Genomic DNA, 13,600 nt, shown 5'->3' with positions numbered 1-13,600 from the left:
ATGAACCGGGTCAGCACCGATTTCGAGCAGCACATCATCCTCGACGAGTCGGGGGAGGCGATGGTCGCCCGGGGCGGCCCCTCGATTTCTCCGGAGCTGTTCGGGCTGCGCGAGTTGAGGGTCGAATATGATGCGGACACGAAGTCCTTGTGGACCCACATGGTGCCCAAGGGGCGGCCCAGCTTCACCCCTTCGATGCTCCTCGATTTCGAACGCTGGCAGGACCTGATCGAAGCGAATTTCGGCCCAGACGACCTGCGGTTCCTCGTCCTGGGCAGCCACGCGCCGGGCGTCTTCTGCTACGGCGGCGATCTGGCGCTGTTCCGCGAACTCATCATTGCTGGCGACCGTGCGTCGCTGGTCGAATACGGGCATCGTTGCTGTCGTATCCTTCACCGAAACATCAACACGCTGGGCCTTCCGCTCGTGACAATCGGCCTGGTGCAGGGGGACGCGCTGGGCGGCGGGCTCGAGGCGCTGCTGTCCTTCGACTTCATCATCGCTGAAGAGAGCGCGAGTTTCGGCTTGCCCGAGATTCTGTTCGGCCTGTTCCCGGGCATGGGGGCGCACGCCTTTCTCAGCCGCCAGCTCGGCAGCATCGCCGCCGAACGGCTCATTACGTCGGGCAAGAGCCTGAGCGCCGATGAAATGCTCGGGCTCGGCCTCATTCACGAAGTCGTGCCCGACGGCGCCGGGGAGGCGGCGGTGCAGTCCTTTATAGAGAAAAACTCGCGGCGGCACGCCGGCCTGCTTGGCTCGCGCATGGCTACCAAGCGAAGCTGGGATCTCTCGCTGCTCGAACTGACCGAGATTACCGAAATCTGGGCCGATACCGCGCTCAAGCTGACCGAGCGTGACCTGAAGCTGATGGGCCGCCTGGCCGAGAAGCAGCGTCGCGCCGCGCAGCAGCCGGCCGAGGTGGCCTGAGCGACGCACAACCCCCCAAACTGAGTGAACGGCCGCAGGATCGAGAGCCGATGTGGCTTGCGCCGCCGGTTCAAATACGGCCGCGAGGCCGTCCACTGCGTCACTCGGGCCCGTGCCCCCTGGCCATGTACTCGTCGCTTTGCATTTCGCGCAGGCGGCTGACGGTGCGGTCGAACTCGAAGCTGCCGTCGCCGGTTGGGTAGAGCGCTTCGGGCTCGGCCGCGGCGGTCGCGAACAGCTTCACCTTGTGCTCGTAAAGCGCGTCGATCAGCTTGGTGAAGCGGATCGCCTCGTTGCGGTTTTCGGGGCTGAGCAGGGGGACGCCGACGACGATCACCGTGTGAAAGGCGCGCGCGACCGCCAGATAGTCCGACGCTCCGCGATTTTCTCCGCATAGCCGCTTGAAGCTGAACACGCCGACGCCCTTCAGACTCTTGGGCACATGGAGCGTGCGCCCGCCGCCCAGGTCGAGTTCGCTGCTGGGCACGTGCGCCGCGTCTTCGGGTTCGTAGTCGGTCAGGCGGAAGAACGCCTCGCGCACCTGCGCGGTCGAGCGGTCGCCGAGCGGGGTGTGCCAGGTTTCGAGCCCGCCCAGCCGGTCGAGACGGTAATCGGTCGGCCCGTTCAAAGAGAGCGTGTCGAGTTCGCGCTCGATCAGGTCGATGAAGGGCAGGAACAGCGATCGGTTGAGCCCGTCCTTGTAGAGATCGTGGGGAGGGCGGTTGCTCGTTGTCACGATGGTGACGCCGTGATCCTCGATCAGCGGCGTGAACAGCCGTGCCATGATCGCGGCATCGGCGGTGTTGTTGACCACCATCTCGTCGAAGGCGAGGCACCGAACATCCTCGGCAATCCGCGCGGCGACGCGGCGGACGGGACCTTCCTCCTTCGCAGCGCGCTCCTCGGCGATCATCGCGTCGACTTCGAGCATGAAGGCGTGAAAATGCACCCGCCGCTTCTTCCCGATGTCGAGGCATTCGAAGAACAGGTCCATCAGCATGGACTTTCCGCGTCCGACGCCGCCCCACATGTAGAGGCCGCGCACGGGTTGCGGCTTCTTGCCCAGCAACCCGCCGAGCAGCCCCTTGCGCGCGCTCCCGGCTTCGAGCTCGCGCTGTACGCGCTCCAGCTCGGCCACGGCCGCGCGCTGGTCCTCGTCGGGCTTCAGCTCCTTCGTGGCGAGGAGCTCTTCGTATCGGGTAAGAACGCTGGTCATCGAACGGTTTATCGGCGGGAAAGTTTGCGCAGGATGCCCGAATAGGCGGCGACGATATCGTCGTCCTGCACCACCTCGCCGCGCACGAAGGCGAGCTTGCCGGTCTCGCGCACCAGCTCGCTCACCGCGTCGAGCGGCCGGGTCGGATCGCCGGCCCCCACGAATTGCGTGGAGAGCTCGACCGTCACCATCGGGCCGTCGTGCCCCTTGCCCAGCGTCTGGGCGCCTGCGAACAGCGCGATGTCGATCAGGCCAAGCGTCACCGCGCCATGGACGATGTCCTGGATGTTGGTGTGCATATGCTGCGGGATCATCCGCAGCCGGGTGCGCGGGCGGTCCCCGTCGGCCTCGTGGCGGACCTTGAGCGGGCCGAGCACCGCGCCGTTATAGCGCGTCTCGTCCTTGAGGTTCCAGGTGAACCAGCCGTCCTCGCCCGGGATCGGGCGGTAGTCGACCGGCGCAAAAATCGTTTTCATTCAGATTGCGCGTTCGGCCATCATCTTCTTGGTTTCGGCGATCGCCTTCGCCGGGCTGAGGCCCTTGGGGCACACGTTCGCGCAGTTCATGATCGTGTGGCAGCGATAGAGGCGGTACGGGTCTTCCAGCTGGTCGAGCCGTTCACCGGTCATCTCGTCGCGACTGTCCGCCAGCCAGCGATAGGCCTGCAGCAGGATCGCCGGGCCGAGGAATTTGTCGGAATTCCACCAGTAGCTCGGGCACGCGGTCGAGCAGCAGGCGCACAGGATGCACTCATACAGGCCGTCGAGGTTCTCGCGCTCTTCCGGGCTCTGCAGGCGTTCCTTGCCGCTCGGCGTCGGGGTGACGGTCTGCAGCCAAGGGCGGATCGATGCGTATTGCGCGTAGAAATGCGTGAAATCGGGGACGAGGTCCTTCACCACCTCCATGTGCGGAAGCGGGGTGATGCGGATTTCGCCGCCCAGATCGTCGATCGCGGTGGTGCAGGCGAGCGCGTTGGACCCGTTGATGTTCATCGCGCAGGACCCGCAGATGCCTTCGCGGCATGAACGGCGGAAGGTCAGCGTCGGGTCGATCTCGTTCTTGATCTTGAACAGGGCATCGAGGACCATTGGCCCGCACGCATCCAGATCCACCTCGAACCGATCGTAGCGCGGGTTCTCGCCGCTGTCGGGGTTGTAGCGGTAGATCTTGAACTTCTTGACCCGGACTGCGCCTTCGGCGGCAGTATGCGTCTCGCCTTTCGCGCGGATCTTGGAGTTCTTGGGGAGCGTGAAAGTGGCCATGGTTCAGTCCTGAATTCTGCTTGGGTTCCACCTAGCGTCTGCGGCGCAAGGTGCAAGGGCACTAAAGGCTGTCTTGGGCCCGGCGGTGCGATCTGGCGTGACACACCTGACACAGTGTCCAGGGGAAGAAAAGAACCGGGGCCCTGATCGGGTTGGAAGGCGCAACGCAACGGGATGCTGGGTCGACAGGCAAAGACATCAAAATGCGAGTTTAGACCATATGGCGGTGGTAGGACAGGCAATCGATCGAGCAATGATCGTCGGCGCGAGCGGCGGCATCGGATCGGCACTGGTCGAAGGGCTGATGGAACGCGGTGCGAAGACCGTGTTCGCGGCATCGCGCACGCGGCCCGAACGGCTGCCGACAGGGGCGCAATGGGTGCGTTTCGATCTCGACAAGGAAGGCAGTATCGCGGCGGCCGCGCAGGCGGCGGGCGCACAACCGCTGGACTGCGTGATTGTCGCGAGCGGGGTCCTCACCCTGCCGGACGGTAACGGGCCGGAGCGCAGCTACAGGCAGATCGACGCCGAAGCGATGGCGCGCGTCTTCCACCTCAACACCATCGGCCCCGCGCTGGTAGCCAAGCATTTCCTGCCCCTCCTTCCGCGCGACCGGCGCGCCGTGTTCGCCGCGCTTTCCGCGCGGGTCGGGTCGATCGGCGACAACGGGATCGGCGGATGGCATTCCTACCGGGCGAGCAAGGCCGCGCTCAACATGCTGGTGCGCAATTTCGCGATCGAGCTTGGCCGCACGCATCAGGAGGCGGTGTGCGTCGCGTTGCATCCGGGTACGGTCAATACGCCGCTGTCCGAGCCGTTTCAGGCCAATTTGCCCGAGGGGCAGCTGACGGCGCCCGCCGAGGCGGCGAGCAACCTGCTGGACGTGCTCGACGGGTTGACGCCGGACGATAGCGGATACATGTTCGACTGGGCGGGCAAGCGGGTGCGCTTCTAGAGACGGGTGCACGAAAGCCGCAGGATGAGCGGGCTTTTCGTCAAGCCAATGCGCTAGTGGGCCTCGACAAGCTCACGGCGATCGGTTCTTCAGGTGTTGCCCCGTCCTAAACCCCTGCGCGCCTGGCCGTATCGAGGATCGCCGCCACGAATTCTTCCGAGTCGTCTTCCTGGATGAAGTGGTGGCCCGTCAGCGTGCGGTGCAGCGGGTTGTCCCTCGCCCCCGGAACCTCTTGCCTGAACTTCGCATCGCCGCCACGCGTGATCGGGTCCTTGTCCGAAAAGGCGCAGGTGAAGGGCTTGTCGAAGGTCGCCAGCTTCTTCCACGCCCGCTCCTGATCGGGCACCGCCTCATTGTCGCCCAGCGGCACGAGCGACGGAAAGATGCGCGCGCCCGCCTTGCTCGCGCGGGTGGGGAAGGGTGCGTCGTAGGCCGCGACCTCTGCCTTGCTCAGCTCGCGCATGGTGGCCCGCTGGACGATCCTGCCTATGGGAAAGACCGGGCTGTAGCGCGAGAACCTGCGCCACTTGTCGAAGGCAGGGGGAGGCGTTTCGCCCGCCGGCAGACCCCCGTTCGAAAGGACCACGGCGGCGAATTTTTCAGGCAGGTCAGCCACCAGCCGAAGACCGACCAGCGACCCCCAGTCCTGGCAGACGAGCACGATGTTTTCGAGCCGCTGCGCGGTGAGCCAGTCGCGCATCCATGCGACGTGGAGGGCGTAGGAATATTCGCTTTTTTTGGTGAGCTTGTCGGACTTGCCGAAGCCGACGAGGTCGGGCGCGAGCACGCGGTAGCCAGCCTCCACGACGGGCCCGATCATGTGCCGATAGAGATAGCTCCAGCTCGGCTCGCCATGCATCATCAGCACCGGCGTCGCGTCGATCGGGCCTTCGTCGACGTAGTGGATCCGCAGGCCCTCGCGCGTCGTGTAGTAGTGCGGCCTGAAGGGGTAGTCTGGCAGGTTCGAGAAGCGATGGTCGGGTGTGCGGTGGACCAGGGCCATGGCGTGCGCTTCCTTACTCGTGCCTGTCGTCCGGAGTGGTGCGGGGCGGCACCCTGGTGCCACCCCGCAGTTTCTCTCGGGTCACGCGCGGTTCGTTATCCGAACGTACGCTGCCACCAGCCACGGCGCGGCTTGCCGTCGCTGTCGCGATCCTCGCCGCCATCCGTGGACGTATCCGCAGGGGGGGCATCATTGGCGGGGGACGGTGCCTCGCTCGTGTCCGCACTTTTCTGCGCCGAGGCCTGCTTGTCCGAGGCTTCCTGCGGATCGGCAGGGGTGCTTTCGGGGCCTGCAACAACGGCGATGTCGTCGGTCAGCTGCTCTTTCGTTTCGGCCTTGGCAGCAGGCTTGCTCGACGACTTGGCGGTCGCTTTTGCCGTGGACTTGCGCGGTGCGCGCGGCTTGGCAGGCGCTGCGTCCTCACCCCCCGCAGCCTCGGCATCCTCGGCCTTCTTGGTCGTGCGCCGGCGCGGCTTGGGCTTGTCGCCGGCCGGGTCGTCGCTCGTCTGCTCGGCCGTCGCTTCGCCACCGGCATCATCCGCCTTCTTGGCGCGGCTGCGACGCTTCTTGGGCGCGGGCTTCTCCTCGCCTCCGGCGTTGTCGGCCTGATCGCTCCCAGTCTGATCGCTGCCAGTCTGATCGGCCGGAGCATCGGCCTTCTTCGCACGCGAACGGCGCTTCGGCTTGTCCTTGGGCGCTTCGTCCTCGGCCGTGGCGGCATCCGCTGTCGCGGGTGCATCGTCGGGCCCGGCGACCACGGCCATGTCGTCTACGACATGCTCGGACACGCCTTCCTGGCCTTCGTTCGCAGTGTTGTCGTCCTGCTTCTTGCGACGACCGCGACCCCCGCGGCTGCGGCGCTTGCGCGGCTTTTCATCGTCGCCGTCGTCGCCCGATTTCTCGTCCGAGCGATCCTGGTTGTTCGATGCGTCGCCATCGTTCTGGTCGTCGCTGTGGTCGTTGTTGTCGTCATCGCCCGCATTGTCGCGGTTCTTGTTGCGACCGCGACCGCCACGCCGGCGCCTGCGCTTCTTCTTCGGGCGGCCGTCATCGTCATTGTCGTCGCCCGAGTTGCCGCCGCGACCACGGTTGCCGCGTTCCTCGCGCTCGTCGCCGTCGTCATCCTCGTCGTCGCTGTCGTCGCTATCGATTTCGGCGTCGTCCTCGATCACGATCGGTTCGAACTTGGGCGCTTCGGCGGGTTTCGGGCCGGAGCTGGAGACGCTCATCTTCGCGCCTTCGTCCTCGCCCTCAGGCACTATCTCGACCTTGACGCCGTAGCGTTCTTCGATCTCGACCAGGTCGGCGCGCTTGGAATTCAGCAGGTAAACCGCCGCTTCGGTGCTGGCCGACAGGGTGATGATCGTGCCCTTGCCCTTGGCTGCCTCGTCCTCGATCAGGCGCAGCGCGGAAAGCCCCGCGCTCGACGCGGTGCGCACGAGGCCGGTGCCGTCGCAATGCGGGCACTCGCGGGTCGTGGCTTCGAGCACGCCGGTGCGGAGGCGCTGGCGGCTCATTTCCATCAGGCCGAAGCCGGAAATGCGGCCGACCTGGATGCGAGCCCGGTCGTTCTTGAGCGCGTCCTTCATCGCACGCTCCACCTTCCGGACGTTGTTGTTGTACTCCATGTCGATGAAGTCGATCACGACGAGGCCCGCCATGTCGCGCAGCCGCAGCTGGCGGGCGATTTCCTTCGCCGCTTCGAGGTTCGTGGCGACCGCCGTCTGCTCGATCCCGTGCTCCTTCGTCGACCTCCCTGAGTTGATGTCGATCGACACCAGCGCCTCGGTCGGGTTGATCACAAGGTAGCCGCCCGATTTGAGCTGGACGACCGGCTCGTACATCGCGCGCAGCTGGTCTTCGGCGCCGTAGCGCTGGAACAGCGGCACCGGATCGGAATAGGGTTTCACCCGCCGCGCGTGGCTGGGCATCAGCAGTTTCATGAAGGACTTGGCGGATTTGTAGCCCGCTTCGCCTTCGACCACGACCTCCTCGATCTCGCGATTATAGATGTCGCGGATCGCGCGCTTGATCAGGTCGCTGTCCGAGTGGATCAAAGATGGCGCGCTGGAGCCGAGCGTGCGCTCGCGGATCTCGTCCCACAGTCGCGCGAGGTAATCGAAGTCGCGCTTGATCTCGGTCTTGGTGCGGCTGAGGCCCGCGGTACGCACGATGAGGCCCATGGTGCGGGGCAGGTTGAGGTCGCCGACGATCTGCTTGAGCCGCTTGCGGTCGCTCGCGCTGGAAATCTTGCGCGAAATGCCGCCGCCGTGGCTGCTGTTGGGCATTAGCACCGTGTAGCGCCCGGCGAGGCTGAGATAGGTGGTCAGCGCCGCGCCCTTGTTGCCGCGCTCTTCCTTGACGACCTGCACCAGCAGCACCTGGCGGCGCTGGATGACGTCCTGGATCTTGTACCGGCGACGCAGTGCCTGGCGACGGGCGCGTGCCTCGTCGACCTGCTTGGCGCGGCTCGAATTGCCACCCTTGCCCGAACCCTGGCGGCGCGGGCCACCGCGACCGCGACGGCCCCCGCGACCGCGGCGGTTGCCGTTGTTGCCCGAGGATTCTTCATCGGAATCATCGTCGTCGGAATCGTCGTCGTCGTCCGAGGAAAGCTGGCCTTCCTCGATCGTGGAGACCTTGTCCTTGTCCGACGTGTCGATTTCCTCGAGCCCGTCTTCGGCGAGGTCTTCGGCCAGCGCTTCGGAACTTTCGTCGTCTTCCGCGTCGTATTCTTCGCCCGGCATGTGCCCGGCATCTTCTTCCTCGTCACGAAGCCGCTCTTCCTCTTCGGCGGCTTCCGCCTCTTCGGCGAGCAGTGCGTCGCGGTCTTCCTTCGGGATCTGGTAATAATCCGGATGGATCTCGCTGAAGGCGAGGAAGCCGTGGCGGTTGCCACCGAAATCGACGAAGGCCGCCTGAAGCGAAGGTTCGACCCGCGTCACTTTCGCCAGGTAGATATTGCCCTTGATCTGCTTGTGTTCGGCCGACTCGAAGTCGAATTCTTCTATCCGGTTGCCTTTGAGAACGGCCACACGGGTTTCTTCCGTGTGGCGCGCATCGATGAGCATGCGCTGTGCCATGTATAAGTCTCCACGCGCCTCGCGCACCGTAGCTGCCTTGGGGGCCGGTCGCGGCGAAACGCGTTATCTGTGATGAAAAGTCGCCCGGCGCTGCGGCCTGAGCGGGATGGGAAATCCGTCGCCGGCCGCTTGCGGGGCCTGCGGGAAGCGAATGTGTCTGCCACCATGCGCGCGTCTGCCAATTCTCTGGCCCTCGCCCAACGCTCGCCCGTCAGGCCGGAGGGCCCGTCGGTTTCGAGTTGGCGTGGAGTGCGCATTGGTCGCATCAACCTGTTATCATGTTCGGACACCGCACGGGCATTCGGCCCGAGTGGCTGTGTGTTCGTCGCGATCGCTTCAGCCCAGCGGGTGGGATAAATCCGACCCTTGTAAAGGGGCTCGCGCCTCGTGACCCGTTATGGCTAGCATCGTGCGCAAGGCGCGGCAACTCTATTGCGCTGGGGGCGCGCGGCAATTTAGAAGCCGCCGCGCGATGGCGCGCTTCTTTCAAATCCTGGCGATCTTCCTGCTGCCCGTTGCTGTGGTGGGCGGATTATACGCTTTCGGCCTGACGATCCCCGTGCCGCACCTGGGCCGCGACTATGTCATCAGCCTGGTCCTTCCCGAAGCCGGCCAGCCGATCGACCTGCCCACGATCTACGGCCCGCCGGACAATTCGCGTCCTTTGGTCCTGATCGATCCGGGCCATGGCGGGAAGGACCCGGGCGCGGTATCCGGCGGTCGGCGGGAGAAGGACCTGGTGCTCGACCTTGCGCTGGCGGTGAAGGACCGGCTGCTGGAGGAAGGCGGCATTCGCGTAGCGCTGACGCGCGAGGACGACACCTTCCTCGTGCTTCAGGAGCGGCCCGAGATCGCCCGCCGGATGAATGCCGACCTGTTCATCTCGATCCATGCCGACAGTGCGGGCGATATCGACACGGCTTCGGGCGCCAGCGTCTACACCTTGTCGACCGAAGCCTCGAGCGAGGCGGCGGCACGCTTCGCCAACCGCGAAAACAACGCGGACCTGCTCAACGGAGTGGTCGTGCGCAACCAGAGCGATCCGGTGAACGACATCTTGGTGGAGCTTTCGCAGCGCCGCGTGCAGGAAACGAGCCGCGAGTTCGGCCAGCTGATCGAGCGGGAAGGGCAGGGCGAGCACCGCTTTCATTCGCAGGCGCAGCGTTCCGCAGCGCTCGCGGTGCTGCGCGCGCCCGATGTGCCTGCGGTCCTTTTCGAAGTCGGTTTCCTCACCAATGAAGAGGATGCGGGAAAGCTCGCCTCGCCCGAGGGACGCCAGGAGATTGCCGCTTTCGTGGCACAGTCGATCCGCGTGTTCTTCGCCCGCCAGTCCAGCGATCGCCCCTAACCGGTCATGTTCACCATTGGTTATGGCAGTCCGCGCAAAGGCCATGCTAAGGGCACGCTCGCATCATGACCGAAATCTCCGTCGAACATATTCGCTACCGGATCCAGCGCGATGGATCCGACGCCTTCGCCCAGTTCAGGAAGACCTGGCGCGACAACTGGGCCGTGCGCTGGATCGTCTATGGCACGGCCGCTTTCCTGCTGCTCATCGCGATCGCATGGTTCCTGATCGGACGCGACTTGCCCGATGCGGCCGCACTGCAGGATTACGAGACGCCGCTGCCCACGGTGGTTCGCGGCGCGGATGGCGAAATCGTGGGCAGCTACGCGCGCGATCGCCGCGTGCAGCTCAACTTCGTCGATTTCCCGACCCCGCTGATCAACGCCTTCCTTTCCGCCGAAGATGAAACCTTCTGGAGCCATAATGGCGTCGACATCACCGGGACCGCGAATGCGGTGCTCGACTATGCGCGCAAGGCAGGGACCGACGAACGCGCGGTGGGCGGCTCGACGATCACCCAGCAGGTCGCCAAGAACGTGCTTCTGAGCGACGAATATTCGGTGACGCGCAAGCTGCGCGAGATGCTCGTCGCGCGGCGGATCGAACAGACTTTGAGCAAGCAGGAAATCCTGACGCTCTATCTCAACGAAATTCCGCTCGGCCGGCGCAGCTTCGGCGTGCAGGCGGCGGCGCGTGCCTATTTCGACAAGGATGTCGGCGACCTCGACCTGCACGAAATGGCGTTCCTTGCGATCCTCCCCAAAGCGCCCGAACGCTATGGCCGCGAGCGTTACGAGGAGCTGGCGATATCGCGCCGCAACTGGGTGCTCGGCCAGATGGAGGATAATGGCTGGGCGACCCCCGAGGCTGTTCGTGCCGCACAGAACGAGCCCCTGGGCCTGACCTCCGGTGCGTCGAACATCCGCAATGCCGACGCGGGCTATTTCATCGAGGAAGTGCGCCGCCAGTTGCTCGACCGGTTCGGTGAAACATCGGACGACGGGCCCAACAGCGTCTATGCCGGCGGCCTGTGGGTGCGCACCTCGCTCGACCTCGAATACCAGGATGCCGCGCGCGATGCGCTGCGCGAGGGCATGCTGCGCTATCACGGCGGACGAGGGTGGAGCGGCCCGGTCGCGACCCTCAATCCCGACAAGGGCGATCTGACCAGCCAGCTTGCGAGCGCCAATATCGGCATCAATTACGAAGACTGGCGCGTGGCCGTCTTCACCGGCTCGGGTGCGATCGGCTTTTCCGACGGCGAGACCGCCACGCTCACTGGGGCGCCGGGTTCGCTGCAGCCGGGCGACGTGGTCGCGGTGCGTCCTTCGGGCAATAGCTGGCGGCTCGCGGTCATCCCCGAGGCGTCGGGCGGGATCGTGGTGGAAGACCCGCAGACGGGGCGCATCATGGCGATGCAGGGGGGCTGGGACAGCCGCCTCGAAAGCTTCAACCGCGCGACGCAGGCCAATCGTCAGCCGGGCTCCACGGTCAAGGCCTTCGTCTATGCGACCGGGCTGGACCAGGGCATGACCCCGGCCACGCAGGTCGATAACAGCAGCTTCTGTGCCTATCAGGGCCGCCAACTTGGCCAGAAATGCGTTCGCGGCGGGCGTGCCGGCACCTATACGCTGCGCTACGGGCTCGAGAATTCGCAGAACGTGATGACCGCCAACATCGCGAACGATGCGGGCATGCCCAACGTCATCAAGACCTACGAACGCGTCGGGATCGGGTCCTACGAACCCTACATCGCCTTCGCGCTCGGCGCGGGCGAGACCACGGTCGAGAAGATGACCAATGCCTTCGCGACGCTCGCCAACCATGGCCGCTACAACGATCCGACCGTGATCGATTATGTTCAGGACCGGCGCGGCAAGGTGATCTGGCGCGCCGACCAGCGCGCATGCGAAGGTTGCAACATGGCCGAATACGACGGGTCGGCCATGCCGCGCCTCGGCCCGATGGGGCGGCAGGCGATGGACGCGCGTACCGCCTTCCAGATCACGCATATCATGGAAGGCGTGATCACCCGGGGCACCGCGAAGGTGCTGCGCGGCACGGGCCTGCCGCTGTTCGGCAAGACCGGCACCACCACCGGCCCCAAGGACGTGTGGTTCGTGGGCGGTACGCAGCAACTGGTGGTCGGCACCTATCTGGGCTTCGACCAGCCGCGCAACATGGGCGGATATGCGCAAGGGGGCACGATCGCCGCGCCGATCGTGAAGAGCTTCATCGATGACACGCGCGATCGCTGGCGTTCGAGCCCGCCGGTTGCGCCTGCGGGCGTGCGCATGGTCCGGATCGATCGCCGCACGGGCGGACGCGTCTACGACGCATGGCCCACGACGGACGAGAATGCGGCGATCATCTGGGAGGCGTTCAAGCCCGACACCGAGCCGCCGCGCTCCACCCGCGCGTCGGAGATAGCGGCGCAGCGGCAGGAACTGCTCGACCTCGTACGCCGGGCGCGGCGGGCGCAGAACGCCGCGAACCAGGTCGTCGAACGCGAGGAGCCGCCGGAAAACTTCGTCGAGGAACAGGGCGGTATCTACTAGGCGCTGCGTGCCGGGCGCAGTCGCCCGGCTTGCTTTGCCGCGCCTGCGCGCCTAGCGCTTCCGGCCCTGTTTCTTGCCGAATTTGTGAAAGAGATCAGCCTATGCGTGCCGAAGGGCAGGCCCATATCGACCGGATCGAAGCTGCGCTGGCGCTGGTGCGCCAGTCGCTCGACTGGGAGCGCGCGCTGCGCGAGCTCGACGAGCTGAACGCCCGGGTCGAGGACCCGACCCTGTGGGACGATCCCAAGCAGGCGCAGGCGATCATGCGCGAACAGAAGCGGCTCGAAAGCGCGATCGGCACGGTCAACACGATCTCGGCCGAGATGGCCGATGCAATCGAATTCATCGAACTGGGCGAGGCCGAGGGCGACGACGATACGATCAACGAAGGACTCGCCAGTCTCGAAAAGCTGGCGGCCCGAGCCGATGCGGACAAGGTTCAGGCGCTCCTTTCGGGCGAGGCGGATGCCAACGATGCCTATCTCGAAGTCCACGCGGGCGCCGGCGGCACCGAGAGCCAGGACTGGGCCGAAATGCTCATGCGGATGTACGCCCGCTGGGCGGAAAAGCGCGGGTTCAAGGTCGAGACGGTCGAATACCAGGCGGGCGAGGCCGCAGGGATCAAGTCGGCGACGCTGCTGATCAAGGGCGAGAACGCCTATGGTTACGCCAAGACCGAGAGCGGCGTGCACCGCCTGGTGCGGATCAGCCCCTACGACAGCTCGGCACGGCGGCACACTTCGTTCAGCTCGGTCTGGGTCTATCCGGTGATCGACGACGATATCGAGATCGAGATCGTCGAAAGCGATTTGAAGATCGATACCTACCGCGCCTCGGGCGCGGGCGGGCAGCACGTCAACACGACCGATTCCGCGGTCCGCATCACCCACCAGCCGACCGGGATCGTCGTCGCCAGCCAGAACGACCGCAGCCAGCACAAGAACCGCGCGACCGCGATGAACATGCTGAAAGCGCGCCTGTTCGAACGCGAGATGGCGGAGCGCGAGGCCGCGGCATCGGGCGAATATGCCGAGAAGACCGAGATCGGCTGGGGCCACCAGATTCGCAGCTATGTCCTCCAGCCCTACCAGATGGTGAAGGACCTGCGCACGGGCGAAACCTCGACCGCCCCGGGCGACGTGCTCGACGGCGCGATCGATCCCTTCATCTCCGCCGCGCTTGCGCAGCGGGTAACGGGCGAAGCGGTCCAGGTCGAAGACGTCGAATAGACGGAAAAGCCGCTTTGCC

10 protein-coding genes are annotated in these 13,600 nt (G+C 65.5%); 5 read left to right on the top strand and 5 right to left on the bottom strand.

Annotated elements, in window-relative coordinates; translation table 11 throughout:
* Positions 1-927 (top strand): crotonase/enoyl-CoA hydratase family protein, encoded by a 927-nt coding sequence (locus DL238_RS11335; RefSeq protein ID WP_115492358.1) that lies wholly within the window; start codon positions 1-3, stop codon positions 925-927.
* 100 nt (positions 928-1,027) lie between these two features.
* Here the strand turns inward: DL238_RS11335 and zapE are convergent, their stop codons facing one another.
* The 3 genes from zapE to DL238_RS11320 are packed head-to-tail and all read right to left on the bottom strand — an operon-like array spanning position 1,028 to position 3,405.
* The gene (gene zapE / locus DL238_RS11330) at positions 1,028-2,143 is read right to left on the bottom strand and encodes a cell division protein ZapE (RefSeq protein ID WP_115492357.1); all 1,116 of its coding nucleotides are present in this window, start codon (positions 2,141-2,143) and stop codon (positions 1,028-1,030) included.
* 8 nt (positions 2,144-2,151) lie between these two features.
* Positions 2,152-2,619 carry a PaaI family thioesterase gene (locus DL238_RS11325; protein ID WP_115492356.1) on the bottom strand — a complete coding sequence of 156 codons (468 nt, stop codon included), beginning with the start codon at positions 2,617-2,619 and terminating at the stop codon, positions 2,152-2,154.
* Positions 2,620-3,405 (bottom strand): succinate dehydrogenase iron-sulfur subunit, encoded by a 786-nt coding sequence (locus DL238_RS11320; RefSeq protein WP_115492355.1) that lies wholly within the window; start codon positions 3,403-3,405, stop codon positions 2,620-2,622.
* A 220-nt stretch (positions 3,406-3,625) separates the two neighbouring features.
* On the opposite strand from DL238_RS11320, the gene DL238_RS11315 reads away from it, so the two are divergent.
* Complete coding sequence (locus DL238_RS11315; RefSeq protein WP_181883894.1) at positions 3,626-4,360, top strand: SDR family NAD(P)-dependent oxidoreductase; 735 nt, start codon at positions 3,626-3,628, stop codon at positions 4,358-4,360.
* 106 nt (positions 4,361-4,466) lie between these two features.
* Here DL238_RS11315 and DL238_RS11310 read toward each other — a convergent pair whose 3' ends face one another.
* The gene (locus tag DL238_RS11310) at positions 4,467-5,363 is read right to left on the bottom strand and encodes a haloalkane dehalogenase (protein ID WP_115492354.1); all 897 of its coding nucleotides are present in this window, start codon (positions 5,361-5,363) and stop codon (positions 4,467-4,469) included.
* Between the two features lie 95 nt (positions 5,364-5,458).
* A complete protein-coding gene (locus tag DL238_RS11305) occupies positions 5,459-8,446 on the bottom strand; it encodes an Rne/Rng family ribonuclease (RefSeq protein ID WP_115492353.1) in 2,988 nt (995 codons plus the stop codon).
* Positions 8,447-8,918: 472 nt separating this feature from the next.
* On the opposite strand from DL238_RS11305, the gene DL238_RS11300 reads away from it, so the two are divergent.
* The 3 genes from DL238_RS11300 to prfB all read left to right on the top strand — a co-directional run bounded on the left by DL238_RS11300 (position 8,919) and on the right by prfB (position 13,581).
* On the top strand, positions 8,919-9,794 hold the full coding sequence (locus DL238_RS11300; protein ID WP_115492352.1) for an N-acetylmuramoyl-L-alanine amidase family protein: 876 nt from the start codon (positions 8,919-8,921) through the stop codon (positions 9,792-9,794).
* 65 nt (positions 9,795-9,859) lie between these two features.
* Positions 9,860-12,352: a penicillin-binding protein 1A gene (locus tag DL238_RS11295; protein ID WP_115492351.1), complete on the top strand. Its 2,493-nt coding sequence runs from the start codon at positions 9,860-9,862 to the stop codon at positions 12,350-12,352.
* 101 nt (positions 12,353-12,453) lie between these two features.
* Positions 12,454-13,581 carry a peptide chain release factor 2 gene (prfB, locus tag DL238_RS11290; RefSeq protein ID WP_115492350.1) on the top strand — a complete coding sequence of 376 codons (1,128 nt, stop codon included), beginning with the start codon at positions 12,454-12,456 and terminating at the stop codon, positions 13,579-13,581.
* Positions 13,582-13,600: the final 19 nt, after the last annotated feature.

Source organism: Alteriqipengyuania lutimaris, from assembly GCF_003363135.1.
GTDB classification, from domain to species: Bacteria; Pseudomonadota; Alphaproteobacteria; order Sphingomonadales; family Sphingomonadaceae; genus Alteriqipengyuania; species Alteriqipengyuania lutimaris.
This window is presented reverse-complemented; position numbering and strand designations above follow the sequence as displayed.

What these genes read in the sequence shown, in the direction of transcription:
- DL238_RS11300 (WP_115492352.1), top strand. Translation starts at nt 8,919, where the DNA reads ATGGCGCGCTTCTTTCAAATCCTGGCGATCTTCCTGCTGCCCGTTGCT.
- DL238_RS11325 (WP_115492356.1), bottom strand. Translation starts at nt 2,619, where the DNA reads ATGAAAACGATTTTTGCGCCGGTCGACTACCGCCCGATCCCGGGCGAG.
- DL238_RS11335 (WP_115492358.1), top strand. Translation starts at nt 1, where the DNA reads ATGAACCGGGTCAGCACCGATTTCGAGCAGCACATCATCCTCGACGAG.
- DL238_RS11315 (WP_181883894.1), top strand. Translation starts at nt 3,626, where the DNA reads ATGGCGGTGGTAGGACAGGCAATCGATCGAGCAATGATCGTCGGCGCG.
- prfB (WP_115492350.1), top strand. Translation starts at nt 12,454, where the DNA reads ATGCGTGCCGAAGGGCAGGCCCATATCGACCGGATCGAAGCTGCGCTG.
- DL238_RS11305 (WP_115492353.1), bottom strand. Translation starts at nt 8,446, where the DNA reads ATGGCACAGCGCATGCTCATCGATGCGCGCCACACGGAAGAAACCCGT.
- DL238_RS11295 (WP_115492351.1), top strand. Translation starts at nt 9,860, where the DNA reads ATGACCGAAATCTCCGTCGAACATATTCGCTACCGGATCCAGCGCGAT.
- DL238_RS11320 (WP_115492355.1), bottom strand. Translation starts at nt 3,405, where the DNA reads ATGGCCACTTTCACGCTCCCCAAGAACTCCAAGATCCGCGCGAAAGGC.
- DL238_RS11310 (WP_115492354.1), bottom strand. Translation starts at nt 5,363, where the DNA reads ATGGCCCTGGTCCACCGCACACCCGACCATCGCTTCTCGAACCTGCCA.
- zapE (WP_115492357.1), bottom strand. Translation starts at nt 2,143, where the DNA reads ATGACCAGCGTTCTTACCCGATACGAAGAGCTCCTCGCCACGAAGGAG.